Origin of the sequence: Aquiflexum sp. (assembly GCF_041749095.1) — a bacterium.
Taxonomy (GTDB): Bacteria; Bacteroidota; Bacteroidia; order Cytophagales; family Cyclobacteriaceae; genus Aquiflexum.
In genome coordinates this window covers 1-17,544 of the sequence record NZ_JBGTCA010000439.1, presented here as the reverse complement: position 1 = coordinate 17,544, position 17,544 = coordinate 1, and the positions used below count along the sequence as shown (strand labels likewise).

The window sequence follows — 17,544 nt, the reverse complement described above, 5'->3', positions numbered from 1 at the left end:
AAAAATGGAAACCTATTTTGTACATTGAACTCAACATTTAATCCCGAAGGAATGAAATTTCAGCACTGTGTTAACCTCTTATTATGTGCCTTGGTCTTTTTGTCATTTAGCTGTGCTCCCACAGCCGAAGAGAAAAAGCCTAATATTATTTACATTCTGGCGGATCAATGGCGGGCTTCCGCAACAGGATATGCAGGAGATCCAAATGTACGGACCCCTAATTTGGATTTACTTGCTAAAGAAAGTTTTAATTTCCGCAATGCCGTTTCCGCTATTCCAATTTGTACTCCATATAGGGCTTCCCTGTTGACAGGCAGGTATCCCACGTCCACGGGCATGTTTTTAAATGACCTTCATCTACCTCCGACGGAATTATGTATAGGTGATGCACTTGTATCAGGCGGATACCAAACGGCATATATCGGTAAATGGCACCTGGACGGTCAAGGTCGTCATTCTTTTATACCGGAGGATCGCCGTCGGGGATTTCAGTATTGGAAGGTAGCTGAATGCGACCATAACTATAACCATTCCCATTATTATTCAGGGGACTCTGACGAGAAATTATACTGGGAAGGATATGATGTTTTTGCGCAGACAAAAGATGCCCAGCAGTATATTAGGGATCATGCGGATTCCGACAAGCCATTTGCCTTGTTTCTTTCCTACGGGACACCACATTTTCCCCACCTTACAGCTCCTGAAGAATATAAGGAAAGATATCCACTAGATAAGATTATTTTGCCCCCAAATGTGCCGGAATCGATGAGAAATGAAGCGTTGCTTCTTGAAGCTCAGGGGTATTACGCACACTGTGAGGCTTTGGATAAAAGTATCGGGGATTTGCTTTCTACCCTGGATGAAATGGGACTGGCAGAAAATACACTGCTGGTGTTTACCTCAGATCATGGTGAAATGCTGGGCTCCCACGGTGTAAGAGCTAAAGCAAAGCAAGTACCCTTGAGTGAATCCGCTAGGATTCCCTTTTTATTGCGGTATCCTGCCATTCATGGAGATAAAGGAAAGGTAATAGACATGCCGATCAATACGCCGGATATTTTCCCGACCTTATTCGGATTGGTAGGATTACCCATTCCCGGCAGCATTGAGGGAGAAGATCTTTCATCTGTAATCAAAGATGGGATAGAAAAGGAAGACCGTGCGGTACTTTACATGAATCTAGCCCCTTTTGAAAAAGGTGAATATGGAAGGGAATATCGGGCTATAAAGACATCCAAGTACACCTATGTCAGATCAATTGAAGGACCTTGGCTGCTTTTTGATGATGAAACTGATACATTTCAAATGAATAATCTGGTTTCGAATCCCGAATACTCGGACATGGTACGGGCACTGGATAAAAAGCTTCAGGGGTTGCTTAAAGAGATTAATGATGATTTTAGGCCTGCTCAATCTTATGTAGACGAATGGGGTTTGGTATTGGAACCGGGCGGCAGTATTTCTTATTCAAATGAAATGGATACAGAACCGCAAACACCTCAGAGAAAATCAGAAAATAAATAGACACATTTTATCACAAACACAAGCTAGTTGTAATTAATAAACTTCAATTATGATAAAAAGCAAAACCTTTACCTTTTTGGTCATTAGTATCCTTTTTTTTTCAAGTTGTAATGATACTGAAACAGGCGAGGAGATTTATCGTCCGGTCAATATTCTTTTAATAACGGCGGATGACCTGAATTATAATTCGGTGGGTTGTTACGGCAATACGCTCGATCAGATCACTCCGAATATTGACAAACTTGCCCAAAGCGGTATCCGATTTACCAATGCATTTGTAAATATTGCGGTATGTCAACCCTCCCGACAGTCGATCATGACAGGCAGGTACCCACATAATAATGGGGCACCTGCTTTTAATCCCATTGATAGGAATGTGGCTACCCTGCAGGAAGAGCTTCACAAAGCAGGATATCTGAACGGGATTTTGGGAAAAGAAATCCACCTCAAGCCGACTGAGAAATTTTTATGGGATTATTTTATTACGGAAGGGGATCTTGCTTCCGGTCTTGGAATTGGCAGAGATCCGGAACTTTATTTTGACTATGCCACGGAATTTTTCAACAAATCAAAACAGGAAGGCAAACCCTTTTTTCTCATGGCAAACAGTCATGATCCTCATCGTCCCTTTGCCGGAAGTGACCAGGAAAAGAACCTTTGGGGAGAGGATCTGCCGTTATTTACCAGAAAATTTTTACCTGAAGAAGTAAGTGTACCTGCTTTCCTTCCAGACCTACCTGAGGTAAGGCTGGAGATTGCGGAATACTATACCTCAGTGTACAGGTTAGACCAAACAGTAGGAGCGATAATGGATGCATTAAAAAAGTCCGGTCAGGAGGACAATACCTTGGTTATGTTTATCAGTGACAACGGAATGGCGCTGCCCTTTGCCAAATCCAATTGTTATCTAAACAGCAATAAAACACCCTGGATCGTTAGCTGGCCCGGTGTAATCGAGGGCGGTAAAGTAGATAGCACACACTTTATTTCCGGTATTGACTTTATGCCTACCATCCTTCACGCACTTCATTTACCCGAGGTGGAGAATATGGACGGGACTTCCTTTTTACCTGTACTCCGAGGAAAAATTCAGAAGAACAGAAAGGTTGTATTTACCGAATTTCACAGAATTTTTGCAGGTATTGACTATTCCATGCGCTGTGTCCAAGCCGAAAATTTTGGCTATATTGTTAATTTCTGGAGTGATGGAATCCATCAAATAAAAGGAGATGCTACAAGCGGAAGGACATATTCAGCCATGAAAGAAGCTGCAGATATGGATAGTTTGATTTCAGACCGTCTGAATATGTATGTATATAGGGTTCCTGAAGAGCTTTATGATTTTAATGCAGATCCTGATGGACTTGTCAATTTAATTGATGTACCCGACTATAAGGAATTGATACAAGAAATGAAGAAACTCCTCCTGAAAGAAATGAAACGGACCAAAGATCCCATTTATGATGAATTTGTAAATAGATTTCAGGTCAACTGACTTAAACCTGTTCTATTATGTTAAGACTGCCAAAAATCAATAGGAACATGAACAAAATTTCCAAAACTATTTCCCTACTATTCATTGCTTTTCTGCTTATAAGTAGCTGTACTGAAAAGGAAGCGGCCCAACGCCCCAATATCCTATATATCATGACAGATGACCACACTCAGCAAGCACTTCATGCCTATGGCCATGGTTTACTGGACAGTGTTTTTTTTCCAAATATGAACCGGCTGGCAAAAGAAGGGGCAATCTTTAGGAACAGTTTCGTCACCAACTCCATTTGTGCCCCTAGCAGGGCAGTCCTGCTTACCGGAAAATACAGTCATATTAATGGAAAAATAGACAATGTGGCTCCTTTTGACTGGGATCAGATGACCTATCCAAAATTGTTGCAGGCAGGAGGGTATGAGACGGCACTTATAGGCAAGATTCACCTAGGAGGTAAGCCACAGGGGTATGACTACTCCCTGACCTTACCTGGACAGGGTAATTATTATAACCCTGAATTTATCAAAAATGGGGAAGAGGAACTGAAGTTTGAAGGGCATTGTGAGGCATTGATACCCCAGTTTGTCATAGATTGGTTGGAAAATGAATGGGATAGAGAAAAGCCTTTTGCAATTAACTACCATACCAAGGCGCCCCACCGAAACTGGATGCCTGAGGAAAAATACCTGGATCTTTATGAGGATATAGAGTTTGAGTTTCCCGATAACTTTTTTGATGAGTACTCAGGGAGAGGCCGTGCATCAAAGGAACAGGAGATGGAAATCGTAAACGATATGTACTGGGGCTGGGACATGAAGTTTGAGAAAAATCCTTTTACCGGAGAGGAAAGCCGTTTGCCTGCTCCATTTGGCAGAATGAATGAAGATCAACTGGCTGCATGGAACGAGGTTTATGCTCCAAAAAATGAGAATTTTCTAAACGATGGCCTCCCAAGAGAAAATGCAATTAAAGAAATGCCGGGTGGTGAGAAACTCGCCAAATTCATGTTTCACCGTTATATTCGAGATTATCTCAAGGTGGTGAAATCGGTGGATGATGGTATTGGAAGAGTATTGGATTATCTGGAGCAGCAGGGACTTTTGGACAACACAGTGATCATATACACGTCCGATCAAGGGTTTTATTTGGGGGAGCATGGCTGGTATGATAAGCGGTTTATGTATGAGCCTTCTCTGAGCACACCCCTATTGGTCAGGTATCCCAAGGAAATCCAACCGGGAACTGTGGTGGAGGGAATGGTGCTCAATTTGGATCACGCTCCTACTATTCTTGATTTTGCAGGAATGGATGTACCGAAAGAAATGCAGGGTAAATCCTGGCGGGCAATTGCGGCCGGAAAAAATGTGCCCTGGCGGGATGCTATTTATTATCACTACTATGAATATCCGGGCCCACACAATGTCAAACGACATTATGGCGTAAGGACAGACAGGTATAAATTGATCCATTTCTACTATGATATAGATGAATGGGAGATGTATGACCTTCAAACAGACCCGGATGAGATGAACAGTATTTATGGTAATCCTGAATATGCTGAGGTACAAGAAATGTTGCACAAAAAACTGGGAGAACTTCGGAAGCAATATGGTGATTCAGATGAATTGAGTCAACAATTTATAGATCAAATAAAATCCAATGAAAATTAAATTATATGTATGAATAATTTAAAATCATCTTATCCATTCACCTTTTGTAGCAACGTATTCGTTATATTTCTTTTTTGCGTGATGAGCTGTGGAGGAAGGGAATTTGTAGCGGAGAAGGAACCGGAATTCAATAAGCCGAACATCATTTTCATTTTAACCGATGATCAGCGTTGGGATGCATTGGGTTTTGCGGGTAATAACATTATTCATACCCCGAATATGGATAGGCTCGCTAGGGAAGGATTGTACTTTGAAAATGCCTTTGTGACTACCCCGATATGTCCGGCCAGCCGGGCTTCGATATTAACAGGCTTATACGAAAGAACCCATGATTTCACTTTTGGAAATCCTCCTTTAGACGATGCTTATATGCTCCAAAGCTATCCTAAGCTTCTAAAGGATGCCGGCTACAGGACAGGTTTTGTCGGAAAATTTGGAATCAAGGTAAATGAAGGAATTGAAGATTCAATGTTTCACGATTCGAAGAAAACATTTTGGCCGTATTTACGGGAAATAGATGGAAAACAAGTTCATCTAGCTGATATTAACGGAGACTTGGCCATTGATTTCATAAAATCAAGCAAGGATGGGCCTTTCTGTTTATCTCTTTCCTTTTGGTCTCCTCATGCAGATGACGGGGAGGAGGAGCAATATTTTTGGCCCGAATATGTAGACCATTTGTACCGGGATGTGGATATCCCAGTTCATGAGACTGCAGACCCTGCATTTTTTAATGCCTTGCCTGCATTTCTGAAAAACACCATGAACAGAGAGCGCTGGTATTGGCGTTTTGATACCCCCGAGAAATACCAGAAAATGGTAAAGGGACATTACAGGATGATCAGTACGGTAGATAGTGTTTTATCCAGAATTAGAAATTCACTGGATGAGGTTGGGATTGCTGACAACACAGTCATCATCTTTATGGGAGATAACGGGTATTTTTTGGGGGAGAGGGGTTATGCAGGAAAATGGCTTTTGCATGAGCATTCGATCCGTGTTCCTATGATCATTTATGATCCCAGAACACCTAATAGCCAGGGTAAAACGGTTTCCCTTCCTGTCTTAAATGTGGACATTGCTCCGACCATATTATCACTTGCAGGCGTAGCCTCTCCTGAGGAATATCAGGGCGAAAGCCTTACACCATTCTTTGAAGGTATACCGGACATATGGCGAACAGGGATTTATTTGGAACATCGAAATGAAAATAACCCCAAGTTACTTAAAACGGAGGGTTATCGGGATGGTGAGTATAAATTCATCCGATATGACGACAATGATTATATTGAATTGTATCACCATAAATCAGATGCAAACGAAGTCCATAACCTTGCTCTTGATAAATCTTATTCGGACAAAATCAACTATTATTCTCATATCTGTGACTCCATTATTCAAAAATTATTGACTGAACGGATCCGGAAATGAAGTGTTGGTATTGGATAACTCTATATGGTTTCCGTCATTGATTTCAGATGAATTATTCTAGCTCCCTTAATCCAAAAAAAGGAAAGAGCTTGGGCGAACAATTGATTTGCTTTATAAAACAGTTAATGAAGTAGTATAAAATTCCGGCATAATAAAAGTAACATTAAATGTTTAATTTGAAATTCAGGAAATTCTTTTTCCCATTAGTATTGTTGGTCAGCGGAGGTGCTTTTGCTCAGGAAGTCAAGATTTTTGATGATTGGAGAGATTTCGGCAAAATACCAAAAACATGGAAGCAGGTCGGAGGAGTAATTACAGACTGGGATCATAATGATTTTTTGTCAACAAGTCCCGGGACAGGGATTCTGGTAAGTCCACCTAAACCTAAAAACGGTTCCCATTTGGTTTCCGGTTTTGAACATGGAGATATTGAGCTCGAATTGGAATATATGATTCCAAAAGGTTCCAATTCAGGAGTTTACCTTCAAGGCCGTTATGAGGTTCAGATCTTCGATAGCTGGGGGAAGGCAAATCCCACTTCCGGGGATGCAGGAGGAATTTATCAGCGATGGGATTCCGAAAAACGTAAGGGTTTTGAAGGGAAAGCCCCACGAATGAACGTCAGTAAAGCCCCTGGTTTGTGGCAACATCTTAAAATTGTCTTCGAAGCACCTAGATTCAACCAGGAAGGGGTAAAAGTGAGAAACGCAAAGTTTGTGCAGGTCTTCCAAAATGGCGTATTGATCCACGAGAATATTGAGGTGACAGGCCCCACTACCTCGGCGATGTTCGAAGATGAAAGAGAAATGGGTCCCATTATGATTCAGGGGGACCATGGTCCTGTTGCGATCAGGAATGTTAGTTACAAACTATTTGGAAATCCCACTCCTCAAATTAAGGATTTGAGATTTGCCTATTACAAAGGAAAGTTCCAGACAGTTGAGGAGTTTAATGGAAATGATCCCGACGAAACAGGTCAGTTGAACAAAATAACGTGGGACTTAGGCCATGGAGTCATTGATTTTGCCTATACATATTCGGGAAATCTGGAGATTCCTGTTTCAGGAGATTATACCTTTTCCTTGGCTACTTTTGGAAATTCCAGCCTTTATGTCAATGGTAAAAACGTCCTGGAGGATCAAAATGAATCTCCCAGAAGCCAAACGATGAGATTGGAGAAGGGTTCCGTATCCTTCAAATTGGTTTTTTATAAGCCTAATTATCCGGGAAGAAGACCGCAGTTGGGATTCTTTATTGAAGGTCCCGGAATCAAAAAAAGTCCTTTGCATGACCCAAATTCCTATGTAGAACATGTAATCCAGAAGCCGTTTTATGTAGAGGTTCTGGACGAAACCTTGATTTTAAGGGGATTTTTGAAACATGGAGATCAAGTGAGGACCCACACTGTAAGTGTAGGAGAGCCCACTGGGGCAAATTTTGTCTATGACCTCCAACTTGGAGCCCCATTGGGTATTTGGAGAGGAGGTTTTCTAGATACCTCGCCGATGTGGAGGCAACGTGGCGAATCGCAATTGATGATCCCCAATGGTGCGTTAGTTGAATTGGCGGCAGGTCCTACAATCGCTGAACTTGATACGCGAAACAGTGTTTGGCCGGACTCGTTGAACAGTGATTTGCTCCATATCCAGGGATATTTTTTAAACCGGGATCGACGGCCCACTTTCAAGTATATTTTTGACCAAATTGAAGTGGAAGATTTTTTTGAAGCTGAGATGGATGGTAAGATTTTGACAAGGACAATAAGCTATAGAAATGCCAAAAAATCGTCAAATTTTTGGGCCAGAATCCTTGCTGCTGAAAGTATAGAGGATTTTGGAGATGGAGTTTACCTAATCAATCAAGGAGAATATTATGTGAAGTTAGCTGATGGGGGACCTTCAAATGTACTGATACGAAATTCACAATTAGGTCAAGAACTATTGATGCCACTTTCAAAAGAGGGGGAAAAAAATAGAATCAAATACAGTCTGATCTATTGATTTGCAGATACAACCCAAAAATATTTATAAGTCCGACTAAACGGTAAATAAGATTATGAAAACCATAGTAAAGAACCTATTCATCATGCCATACAAAGTTTTTTTATTCCTTTCTGAATCAAAAGTTAACGTTTTATTTGGGTGGGTGATAATTGCCGGGTTAATCCTCAGATCGGGTACTTTGATTGGGCAAAGCAATTCTCATTCAGAGCATAAGGTCCCCAATGCTAAAGAGCAGGATTATTACACTATTGTAGATATACCAATTCCCGACGGAATTGAACTTGAGGTTGGCGGCTTGGCGGTTACTCCTGATGGAAGTTTGGGGGTTTCGACCCGAAGAGGGGAGGTGTGGATAATAGATAATCCTTATATGGAGGGAACCAGAATTCCCAGATTCAATAGATTTGCTTATGGACTTCATGAGCCACTTGGACTGGCTTACCATAAAGGAAGCTTTTACTCCTCCCAACGATCGGAAATCACCAAACTGACCGATACCAATGCGGATGGAAAATCCGATGCCTATGAAACAGTGGTTTCCTGGCCTTTGTCGGGAAATTACCATGAATATTCTTACGGACCCTTATTTACGCCGGAAGGAGACATGCTTATTACTTTAAATTTGGGATGGATAGGTTATGGTGCAAGTTTGGCGAAATGGCGTGGCTGGATGATGAAAGTTTCGCCTGATGGCAAGATGGTTCCGATTGCATCAGGTATGAGGTCACCTGCGGGATTTGGCTACAATGCACAAGGAGATGTATTTTATGGAGAAAATCAAGGAGATTGGGTCGGTTCAGGAAGGATTACGCATATAGAGTCAGGTGACTTTGTGGGAAATCCGGAAGGATTGAAATGGAGTCATTTGGAAGGTTCACCGGTGAAATTGAAGCCGGAGGATATACCTGATACGGGACAGCCAATGTCGAAGGTTGCCGCTGATATACCGGGGTTTAAGACCCCGGCAGTTTGGCTTCCACATGGGCTTATGGGAATATCTACTTCCGATATTCTCCTGGATAAATCCGATGGAAAATTTGGCCCTTTTACCGGACAGCTTTTTGTCGGAGATCAAGGGCATAGTAAGATTTTTAGGGTTTACCTTGAAAAAGTCAACGGTGTTTATCAGGGTGCGGCATTCCCGTTCAGAGAGGGGTTTTCTTCCGGGGTATTGAGGATGGTTTGGGGAAACGATGGGTCCATGTTTGTGGGCATGACAAGCAGGGGGTGGGGTTCCACTGGTAAGGCTCCCTTTGGATTACAACGATTGATATGGACAGGTAAAGTACCTTTTGAAATCAAAGCAATAAATGCCCGACCGGATGGATTTGAATTGGAATTTACCTTGCTGGTAGAAACATTGGCTGCCGAAGATTTGGCATCCTACAAAACATCCAGTTTCAACTATAAGTATCACCATAACTATGGTAGCCCTGTTATAGAACTGGAGGAGTTGGCGGTTAAAGGAGCCATTGTTTCCGAAAATGGATTAAAGGTCAGGTTAGTGGTAGACGGTTTGAAGGAGGGGTATATTCATGAAATAAATGCTGCCGGGATCAAATCCAAAGAAGGGATGGATTTACTGCATGGTACAGGATATTATACCTTGAATCAAATTCCAGAAGGTGAAAAAGTGAATTTTTCTTCATTGGTGAAGACTTCATCAAACCCTCACATAGGAATTCATCATGGCAGTGTTTCATCGGCGAATTTGGCTACCTCCAGGAGCTCACCGGTTTCCGCAAATAGAATTTCTCCAAAGAGAATGACCGAGATGCCTGCAACCTGGAAAAACGGTCCTGACCAAAGCATTACCATTGGCACAAAACCCGGATTGAAGTATGATTTGGAGCTGCTCGAAGTGAAAGCAGGCAGTAAGGTAAAAATCACTTTCAACAACAACGATGATATGTTACACAACTTGGTAATTGTAAAGCCCAATACAGCAGTTCAGGTAGGCGAAGAGGCCCTGAAGATGGGATTGGAAGGATCTCAAAAAAACTATATTCCCAATTCTGCAAATGTGTTGTTTCATACAAATGTATTGTCTCCGGAAACCTCCGAGTCCATTTATTTTGAATCACCTGCTGTCCCCGGTGATTACAGCTATGTTTGTACCTTTCCAGGACATGCCTATGTGATGCAGGGGGTACTGAGGGTAGTGAAAAAGTAAAGGGGTGTTATTTAAAGAAATGCTGCTCCTTTTCTCCATTTATATTCAACATTAAATGAAACCTGCTCCTGATGGCTTTAGGGCTTATTAGCCTAGGTGTAAGTAACAATCTTTCCGATGCAACTATCGGAATAGGATATTCACTTATTATGGTTGGGATACCTGTTACCATTGTTGGCCTCCCCATTATTATTAGTTCCGCCTCAAAAGCAAGAAAAGCAGCCCGGTTAAGTGTGGGTACCCAAACGGTTCGCGCCCCCATCCTTCGGGATTCACAAGAAATTTATCCAGCGATTACTTTTACTGTTAACCTTAATTCCTCTAAGTGATGAAATTATTATTTCTTGCTGTAATTCTTGGTGGAATTACAACTTATACCTCTGCACAATCTTCTTCCATAGCCATTACACCCAAAGAATTATTGGAAATTAGTAACAGCCAATATAAGGCAGGATTGTTCTTAGTAGGAGGTGGCACAACCTTACTGGTTACTTCATGGATAATTCCTGAAAACTTTGACTATTCAGATGGATCAAGTAATCGAAGGCTGAAATCATTTTTGTCTGTAACTGGATTTTTATCCATAGTAACCAGCGTACCATTATTTCTTAGTTCAGGGTCAAACGCTAGGATGGCAGCCCAACTATATCTTCGAAATCAGGAAGTTTATCAACCGATTTTCCCTCCAGGACAACCAAGGGATATTCTGGCTTTAATCTTGAGAATACCATTATGAATTCTAATAGGAAAATTAGACACTTTTTTCAGAATTTTTTACCCTAGAATGTATATAAAAACAAAAAGCAATAAATTGGATTTTTGAATCAAGTGGTTTCCCTATTTGAAAAAATACTGTATTTGGTTCTGTTCTTATGGACTTTCTTTTGGTATTCAGAAGTGATACACCTTTTATTTTTAAAATTAATTCCCCTCAACAACTCTTATAGAAATGTTTCTGGGTAAGCCTCGCTTCGATTTCCTTCGCCGTTTTGGTAATAGACAGTCCTCCCAAATTGGTACATCTCAAAGTGTTGGGGATACTTTTTCCTACCTCATACATCGTTTCAATTACTTCATCCAATGGAATTAAATGATCGTAATCTGCCAAGGCCATATTTGCGCAGGAAAGGGCATTGGAAGCGGCCATGACATTTCTGTTCAGACAAGGTGCTTCGACCCTGTTTCCAATTGGGTCACAGATCATGCCCAAAGAACTTTGCAATGCCATGGAAGCTGCAGAAATACTTTGATTGAGCTTGCCACCTGCTAAGCTTACAATGGCAGCAGCAGCCATAGTGGCACCTGAGCCACATTCTGCCTGGCAGCCTCCAACTTCTGCTGCGAAGGTGGAATGGGCAGCAATGAAAACTCCGATCAAACCGGCTATCATCAATGCTTTGACAGTATCTTCCTCCGAAAGTCCCAATGAATCAGCCACACCCAAAACAGCACCGGGCATAGCACCACATGAACCTGCAGTAGGGGCAGCTACGATCACTCCCATAGAGCTCTTAACCTCCATGATCGCAGAGACATACATGATGATCCGGTTCAAAACATCACCACTGATCAGTTTACGGTCTTCCATCATGGATTTGAATTTCACAGATTGAGGACCCAATATCCGATCTTCAAACTTAGTTCCTTTCAAACCTGTTTCTACAGCATCCTTGAGTATAAGACGGATTTCATTCATTTTTGAAAGGACCTCTGATTCCGAAATATTGCCCCTGATGCTTTCATACCTTACTGCCAATTCCCATAAACTCAATTTTTTGTCCTGATTGTAAGCCAACATCTCATCGCAGGTAATGAAGGGGACTGTCAGATTTTTTCCGGAAAGAACGGGTAATACAGGCTGGATTTGTTTGACTTTAGAGACTCCCTCCATTGCCTTAAGTTCTCCAAGTAGCGTCACATCCAAAAATCTCTGAGATGTCAGCGCAATAAAAGCGCCTTCTCCGGTATGTATTTCAGCTTCCTCAAGGATACTGGATTGATGAAGGTAGTTGATTAATTTTTGGAGATCAGAAGTATAAACCAAAGTAACAAAATTGTCTCCTGCTAAGGAAACCTTTGCCCCATCTATTTCAATTACTTCAATCATTCCTCCCCCGGTAGAAATGGCAATTACCCGATGGGTTTCCCAAGGATTCCTCAAGGTGATTTGGTAGGTATTCGGATGTTCTGCCTGTATGTCCTTGATGTTGATTTTTACCTTAATCCCCGCAGCCCCGATATGCATTTCGGAATCAACCAATCTCTCATCATAAGCTTCCCATCCCAAAAATCCTCCGAACAATCCCATGTCGGAACCTTGTTCTTTGTGGGTAGTGGCCAATGATCCATTGGGATCAAAATCAATTTCGATTTCTGATATCCTGCCATCCATTAGATCATGACAAATTCTACCTATTCTTAAAGAGGCAGCACAATGGGAACTGGAAGGGCCCCTCATTACCGGGCCGATTACATCATTGAATATACTTGGAAAGTTCATAAGGGTCATTCATTTATTTAATGATTAAAGTTAGTAACTATTAGGCTTGTCTATACTATTAAATTTTAACATTTGTATGTTATATCTTAACATTGTTGGGTTTTTTTATGTGGTTTTTTGCATTCTTTATCCGAAATAATTTAAATTAATGAAGATTTTAAAAAAAATTATCTTCTATAAATCATGCAACCATTATACTTCAAAGTTCCAAGACTAAAAGATGAGACAATTCGGGTGGAGTGTTGGGAATTGTACAATTTTTTTGAACCTATCCATTATCATGAGGAGTTTCAGATCACTTTGATCCAAGAAGGTGGTGGGTCACTTTTTGTGGCTGAGAGTGTTACAGATTTTAAAAAAGGAGATGTGTACCTATTCGGGAAGAATTTACCTCATGTTTTCAGGAATAATGTTTTTGTACATCCTATAAATGAGGGTAAAAAAGCAAAAGCTATATCTGTTTTTTTTAACCAGGATGTTCTAAAAAATTCACTGAGTGAGATTCCCGAAGCTTATGGAATCCAAAGGCTGTTGGATTTTTCGATTTATGGAATCAAAGTATCAAACTGGAACAAGGCAATAGTCGGGAATAAACTTTCTGAGCTTACAAAGAAAAACACCTTTGAGAGGTTTTTAGGATTGCTGGAAATTCTGGAATGTATTTCAAAAGACAATAATTTGGATTTTATTTCTTCATCAGGAGTGCCCATCCATACTGTAATTGAAAATATACCTAAAATAAATCTGGTCTTTGATTATATCAGAAACAATTACAGTGAAAAAATCACATTAAAACAAATTGCAGGTATGGTAAACATGTCACCTACTGCATTTTGTCGATATTTTAAATACAAAAGTCAAAAAACCTTTTCAAGATTTTTGATTGAGGTGAGAATTGCAAATGCCTGCCGGCTTCTATATCAGGATGATATTAACACTTCCGAATGTTGTTTTAGTTGTGGCTACAATAATTTGTCCAATTTTCACAAACACTTCAAAAGTATCACCGGTATGACTCCCTTGGAGTATAGGGGTAAGATATTAAACAAAGCAAGTTGAATAAGTTAAGGCTTGCTTCAATTTTCTTAATTCGTTGAACCGATTAAGTTTTTTTGGGCGTTTTTAAAAATCATTAAATGACTAGGTTAATATACCACATCCTTTGGATAAAATTATATAAACAATTATGTCGTTCATTGAAATAACTTTATAGCTTAAGATGGATTTAATAATTGAAGATTTATCTAAATAGAACATATTTATTTGTTAGAGAATTGGTTATTCTATGAATTTTGTAAAATGAAGCGATTTATCATTGTCATTATACTTATTTCGGCAGGAAGTTTTGGAGAATTGTTATCCCAGTCGGAAATATCCCTGGAGGATATTTACAAAATCGGCGTTTACAAGCAGAATAGATTCGGTCCGATACGTTGGATGAAGGATGGTAAAGGTTATTCCAGCATTGAAAAAAACCAAAACCTGGATGGGGATGACATTATAAAGTATGATGCCGCAACCGGAAAAAGGTCAGTTTTGGTAGATGCCAGGGAACTGATTCCAAAAGAAGCAAAATTTCCCCTTTCAATTGCGGATTATCAATGGTCGGAGGATAATAACAAATTGCTCATTTTTACCAATAACAGAAAAGTGTGGAGGTTTCATACAAGAGGGGATTATTGGGTTTTGGATTTGAAAAGCCGAAAGCTGAGTCAGTTGGGCAAAGGAATTCCCTCAGCCACGCTGATGTTTGCTAAATTTTCCCCCGACGCCAGTAGAGTAGCCTATGTGAGTGAAAATAATATTTTCGTTGAATCACTCGAATCAGTAAAATTAACCCAAATTACCTCAGATGGAGATAAAGACATCATCAACGGCACCTTTGATTGGGTCTATGAAGAAGAATTGGGTTGCAGAGATGGATTCAGATGGAGTCCCGATGGGGAGAACATTGCCTATTGGCGTTCTGATACCAAAGGGGTAGGCACTTTTTATTTGATCAATAATATTGATTCCATCTATTCAAAGCCCATTCCCTTACCCTACCCAAAAGTCGGACATACCTTGTCAGCGGTCAAAATCGGCGTAGTCTCAGCATCAGGAGGAGAGACCAAGTGGTTTGATTTTCCGGGAGACCCTCGAAATAATTACCTGGCCCGGATGGAATTTATTCCCAATTCTCAGGAAGTGATGGTGCAGCAGCTTAACCGCCGTCAAAACACAAATACAGTATGGACGGCTAATATACAAACCATGAGTTTGTTAAAAATTCTGGTTGAGGAAGACGCTGCTTTTCTGGATATTCATGATAATATCCGTTGGTTGGATGGAGAGAAATTTTTCACATGGACCAGTGAAAGGGATGGATGGCTACATTTATACAAAGTCTCCCGGGATGGAAAAACAGCCGAATTGGTTACCGAAGGAGAATTTGATGTGGAACGAATCAGCCATATAGACGCTGCAAGTGGCTATGTGTTTTACATCGCATCTCCTGATGATTTCACACAACGATACCTCTATCGCAGTTCGCTAAAGAAAAGAGGAAAAGCCGAGAGGATTACTCCAAGTGATCTTTCCGGACAAAACTCCTATCAAATTTCAACTGATTCAAAATTTGCCATTCATACTTTTCAAAACACGACAACGCCTCCTGTTTATTCACTTGTCAGCTTACCAAACCATAAAAATATCAGGGTTTTGGAAGAAAACCGGGAACTAAAAGAGAAATATGCTGCATTGGGTCTGAACCCAAAAGAGTTTATCAAGGTGGACATTGGGGATGTAGTCTTGGATGGATGGATGATCAAGCCCAAAGACTTTGATCCCGGCAAAAAGTATCCTTTATTGGCCTATGTTTATGGGGAACCAGCGAGTTCTACCGTTCAGGACGCTTGGATGGATGGTGACTTGTGGCATCACTACCTGGCACGGAAGGGATATGTAGTGATCAGCATTGATAACCGCGGCACCAAAACTCCGAGAGGAAGAGATTGGCGCAAATCAATTTATGGGCAGATTGGAATTCTGGCATCCTTTGATCAAAAAGCTGCGGTTGAAAAAATACTCAAAACCTATGATTTTATAGATCCTTCCCGAATAGGTTCTTGGGGCTGGAGTGGAGGAGGACAGATGACACTCAATTTGATGTTCCGATTTCCGGAGATTTACAAAGCAGGCTTAGCATTGGCCTTTGTGTCAGACCAACGACTTTATGACGCCACTTACCAAGAGCGGTACATGGGATTGCTGGAAGACAATGAGAAAGGATACATAGATGGGTCCCCTATCACTTATGCAGATAACTTAAAAGGAGATCTTATGATCATCCATGGTACAGCCGATGACAATGTCCATTACCAAAGTTTTGAGATGCTGGTTAATAAGTTGATCAAATACAACAAACAATTTTCCATGATGTCCTATCCCATGCGTGCCCATGGAATCAATGAGCGTGAAAATACCTCCCTGCACCTCAGGAAGACCATGGAGAAGTTTTGGTTGGAAAACCTGATTCCGGGTGGAAAATGAATAGTAAACTCTATGTGTATTGATCAAAATGAATATTAAAGAAGTTTTAAACTAAAATAAGCAGATATGTTAAATTGGAAAGGAGTTTTTCCGGCAATTACAACCAAGTTCTCTGAAAATGATCAACTTGATTTAAAGGCCCTTCATGCCAATATTGAGATTCAAATAAAGGCAGGTATTAATGGGGTGATTTTAGGTGGCAGCCTGGGAGAAGCCAGTACATTGACAGATTGTGAAAAGGAAACTCTGTCAAAATCCACTGTGGAAAAGGTAGATGGAAAAATTCCGGTAATTCTAACCGTAGCCGAACAATCCACTAAAAAAGCTATACAGGTAGTTACTTCTGCCAATAAGTTTGGGATTAAAGGTTTAATGGTCCTGCCTCCCATGAGGTACAAGGCCGATGACAGGGAAACAGTGGTATTTTTTAAAGAAATTGCAAATGCTACCGACCTGCCCATAATGGTCTATAACAACCCTATCGACTATAAAATTTTCGTTAATGAAGACATGTTTGGGGAGTTGGAGGAATGTCCAAATATACAAGCCGTGAAAGAATCTTCAAGGGACATCACATTCATTACCAAAATGATAAATAGATTTGGGCACAGGTTTAAAATCCTGTGCGGTGTCGATCCATTAGCTTTGGAAAGTCTGGCCATTGGAGCTGACGGTTGGGTAGCGGGTTTAGTCTGTGCTTTCCCCTATGAAACCGTTGCTATATATCAACTGGTAAAACAGGGAAGGATAAAGGAAGCCTTGAAAATATATAGATGGTTTTCTCCATTATTGGAACTGGATATCCATCCAAAATTGGTCCAATATATCAAATTGGCCGAGGTTGCCACAGGATTGGGAACGGAATATGTCAGAGCTCCAAGACTGCCATTAATAGGAGAAGAAAGACAAAGGGTATTAAAAGTAATTGAGGATTCCTTGGCAATTAGGCCAACTTTACCCAGATTGGAAAAAATCCCTATGTGATTTTATAGGGAGCCTAATCATTTTCTGCTATTTAAATTACCAATTTTAACCAATAGGAATAATGGCTTGTGGCTAAATTTACATTTGTCTGATTTCATGAATATATTTTCTAAAGAAACCTATATAAAAAGAAGGAATAACCTTAAGAAAAAAATGATCTCCGGAGTCCTGCTTTTTTTGGGAAATGAAGAAAGTAGCATCAACTTCAAAGATAATTGGTATCCATTTAGACAGGACAG

12 protein-coding genes are annotated in these 17,544 nt (G+C 40.6%); 11 read left to right on the top strand and 1 reads right to left on the bottom strand.

From position 1 onward, the window contains the following. Positions 1-51 precede the first annotated feature (51 nt). The 8 genes from ACEW8O_RS20375 to ACEW8O_RS20340 all read left to right on the top strand — a co-directional run bounded on the left by ACEW8O_RS20375 (position 52) and on the right by ACEW8O_RS20340 (position 11,026). Positions 52-1,524 (top strand): sulfatase, encoded by a 1,473-nt coding sequence (locus tag ACEW8O_RS20375; RefSeq protein ID WP_373496472.1) that lies wholly within the window; start codon positions 52-54, stop codon positions 1,522-1,524. Positions 1,525-1,573: 49 nt separating this feature from the next. Further along, positions 1,574-3,019, top strand: coding sequence for a sulfatase (locus tag ACEW8O_RS20370; RefSeq protein WP_373496471.1), 1,446 nt, complete (start codon positions 1,574-1,576; stop codon positions 3,017-3,019). A gap of 47 nt (positions 3,020-3,066) precedes the next feature. Next, on the top strand, positions 3,067-4,683 hold the full coding sequence (locus ACEW8O_RS20365) for a sulfatase (RefSeq protein ID WP_373496470.1): 1,617 nt from the start codon (positions 3,067-3,069) through the stop codon (positions 4,681-4,683). Positions 4,684-4,692: 9 nt separating this feature from the next. After that, the gene (locus ACEW8O_RS20360) at positions 4,693-6,114 is read left to right on the top strand and encodes a sulfatase (RefSeq protein WP_373496469.1); all 1,422 of its coding nucleotides are present in this window, start codon (positions 4,693-4,695) and stop codon (positions 6,112-6,114) included. 167 nt (positions 6,115-6,281) lie between these two features. Next, a complete protein-coding gene (locus ACEW8O_RS20355; protein WP_373496468.1) occupies positions 6,282-8,114 on the top strand; it encodes a family 16 glycoside hydrolase in 1,833 nt (610 codons plus the stop codon). A 55-nt stretch (positions 8,115-8,169) separates the two neighbouring features. After that, the gene (locus ACEW8O_RS20350; RefSeq protein ID WP_373496467.1) at positions 8,170-10,290 is read left to right on the top strand and encodes a plastocyanin/azurin family copper-binding protein; all 2,121 of its coding nucleotides are present in this window, start codon (positions 8,170-8,172) and stop codon (positions 10,288-10,290) included. A 71-nt stretch (positions 10,291-10,361) separates the two neighbouring features. Continuing rightward, positions 10,362-10,619, top strand: a complete 258-nt coding sequence (locus ACEW8O_RS20345; protein WP_373496466.1) for a hypothetical protein — start codon at positions 10,362-10,364, stop codon at positions 10,617-10,619. Further along, the gene (locus tag ACEW8O_RS20340) at positions 10,619-11,026 is read left to right on the top strand and encodes a hypothetical protein (RefSeq protein WP_373496465.1); all 408 of its coding nucleotides are present in this window, start codon (positions 10,619-10,621) and stop codon (positions 11,024-11,026) included. Before ACEW8O_RS20345 ends, ACEW8O_RS20340 begins: the two co-directional genes overlap by 1 nt. 195 nt (positions 11,027-11,221) lie before the next feature. Here the strand turns inward: ACEW8O_RS20340 and ACEW8O_RS20335 are convergent, their stop codons facing one another. After that, positions 11,222-12,790 carry an L-serine ammonia-lyase, iron-sulfur-dependent, subunit alpha gene (locus ACEW8O_RS20335; protein ID WP_373496464.1) on the bottom strand — a complete coding sequence of 523 codons (1,569 nt, stop codon included), beginning with the start codon at positions 12,788-12,790 and terminating at the stop codon, positions 11,222-11,224. 183 nt (positions 12,791-12,973) lie between these two features. On the opposite strand from ACEW8O_RS20335, the gene ACEW8O_RS20330 reads away from it, so the two are divergent. From ACEW8O_RS20330 to ACEW8O_RS20320, 3 genes are all read left to right on the top strand, one after another. After that, positions 12,974-13,849, top strand: a complete 876-nt coding sequence (locus tag ACEW8O_RS20330; RefSeq protein WP_373496463.1) for an AraC family transcriptional regulator — start codon at positions 12,974-12,976, stop codon at positions 13,847-13,849. Between the two features lie 240 nt (positions 13,850-14,089). Further along, positions 14,090-16,321: a S9 family peptidase gene (locus tag ACEW8O_RS20325; protein ID WP_373496462.1), complete on the top strand. Its 2,232-nt coding sequence runs from the start codon at positions 14,090-14,092 to the stop codon at positions 16,319-16,321. 66 nt (positions 16,322-16,387) lie between these two features. Then, complete coding sequence (locus ACEW8O_RS20320; RefSeq protein WP_373496461.1) at positions 16,388-17,305, top strand: dihydrodipicolinate synthase family protein; 918 nt, start codon at positions 16,388-16,390, stop codon at positions 17,303-17,305. The last annotated feature ends 239 nt before the right edge of the window (positions 17,306-17,544 follow it).

Excerpts from the sequence above, each read along its gene's own strand:
- ACEW8O_RS20325 (WP_373496462.1), top strand. The coding sequence starts at position 14,090 with ATGAAGCGATTTATCATTGTCATTATACTTATTTCGGCAGGAAGTTTT.
- ACEW8O_RS20365 (WP_373496470.1), top strand. The coding sequence starts at position 3,067 with ATGAACAAAATTTCCAAAACTATTTCCCTACTATTCATTGCTTTTCTG.
- ACEW8O_RS20340 (WP_373496465.1), top strand. The coding sequence starts at position 10,619 with ATGAAATTATTATTTCTTGCTGTAATTCTTGGTGGAATTACAACTTAT.
- ACEW8O_RS20375 (WP_373496472.1), top strand. The coding sequence starts at position 52 with ATGAAATTTCAGCACTGTGTTAACCTCTTATTATGTGCCTTGGTCTTT.
- ACEW8O_RS20335 (WP_373496464.1), bottom strand. The coding sequence starts at position 12,790 with ATGAACTTTCCAAGTATATTCAATGATGTAATCGGCCCGGTAATGAGG.
- ACEW8O_RS20345 (WP_373496466.1), top strand. The coding sequence starts at position 10,362 with ATGGCTTTAGGGCTTATTAGCCTAGGTGTAAGTAACAATCTTTCCGAT.
- ACEW8O_RS20360 (WP_373496469.1), top strand. The coding sequence starts at position 4,693 with ATGAATAATTTAAAATCATCTTATCCATTCACCTTTTGTAGCAACGTA.
- ACEW8O_RS20355 (WP_373496468.1), top strand. The coding sequence starts at position 6,282 with ATGTTTAATTTGAAATTCAGGAAATTCTTTTTCCCATTAGTATTGTTG.
- ACEW8O_RS20370 (WP_373496471.1), top strand. The coding sequence starts at position 1,574 with ATGATAAAAAGCAAAACCTTTACCTTTTTGGTCATTAGTATCCTTTTT.
- ACEW8O_RS20350 (WP_373496467.1), top strand. The coding sequence starts at position 8,170 with ATGAAAACCATAGTAAAGAACCTATTCATCATGCCATACAAAGTTTTT.
- ACEW8O_RS20330 (WP_373496463.1), top strand. The coding sequence starts at position 12,974 with ATGCAACCATTATACTTCAAAGTTCCAAGACTAAAAGATGAGACAATT.
- ACEW8O_RS20320 (WP_373496461.1), top strand. The coding sequence starts at position 16,388 with ATGTTAAATTGGAAAGGAGTTTTTCCGGCAATTACAACCAAGTTCTCT.